1 protein-coding gene is annotated in these 686 nt (G+C 68.2%); it reads left to right on the top strand.

Annotated elements, in window-relative coordinates:
- Positions 1-70: 70 nt before the first annotated feature.
- Positions 71-686, top strand: a 616-nt coding sequence (locus tag EJJ38_RS01790; protein ID WP_420836862.1) for a VCBS domain-containing protein, incomplete at its 3' end; no start/stop codon positions are given.

Genomic DNA, 686 nt, shown 5'->3' on the forward strand with positions numbered 1-686 from the left:
CGATGTCGATGTTGGGGGCTCCGGAGGGGAGACCTGGTCGGTGGATCCGAAGACGCCCGGGGCCTATGGCATGCTGGCGATCGACCAGCACGGGCACTGGACCTACACGCTCGACAATGCCCGCGCCGCCACACAGGCGCTGATGACCGGGCAGACGGTCCACGAGACCTTCACCGTCACCGTCACTGATTCGCAACAAGCCACCGCCACCCATACCGTCACCATCGATGTCACCGGAACCGGCGAAGGCGCCCATATCGCCGGGACCGATGTTGGCACGCTGACGGAGGACAAGGGCGTTACTGCGGGCCACCTCGCCACGGGCGGCACGCTGACGGTCACCGATGCCGATCCCGGCGAGGCGGCGTTCACGCCGGTCACGAGCGGCACGGGCCATTACGGCACCTTCACCCTCGACGCACAGGGCCACTGGACCTACACGGCCGACAACAGCCAGCCTGCCGTGCAGCAGCTTACCCCTCAGCAGCACCTGACCGACACGCTGGCGGTGACCAGCGTCGACGGCACGACCCACGACATCACGGTCACCATCGCGGGGACGAACGACACTCCCGTCGTGACGACGGAAGGCTATACGGGGCACGTCGCAGGCCACCAGGAACGATCCGCGCTGGTCGGGGGGCAGGGGGCGGTGCGGGAGGACGGGCGCCCGACCGACATCATCG

Origin of the sequence: Aquabacter cavernae (genome assembly GCF_003993795.1) — a bacterium.
GTDB lineage: Bacteria > Pseudomonadota > Alphaproteobacteria > Rhizobiales > Xanthobacteraceae > Aquabacter > Aquabacter cavernae.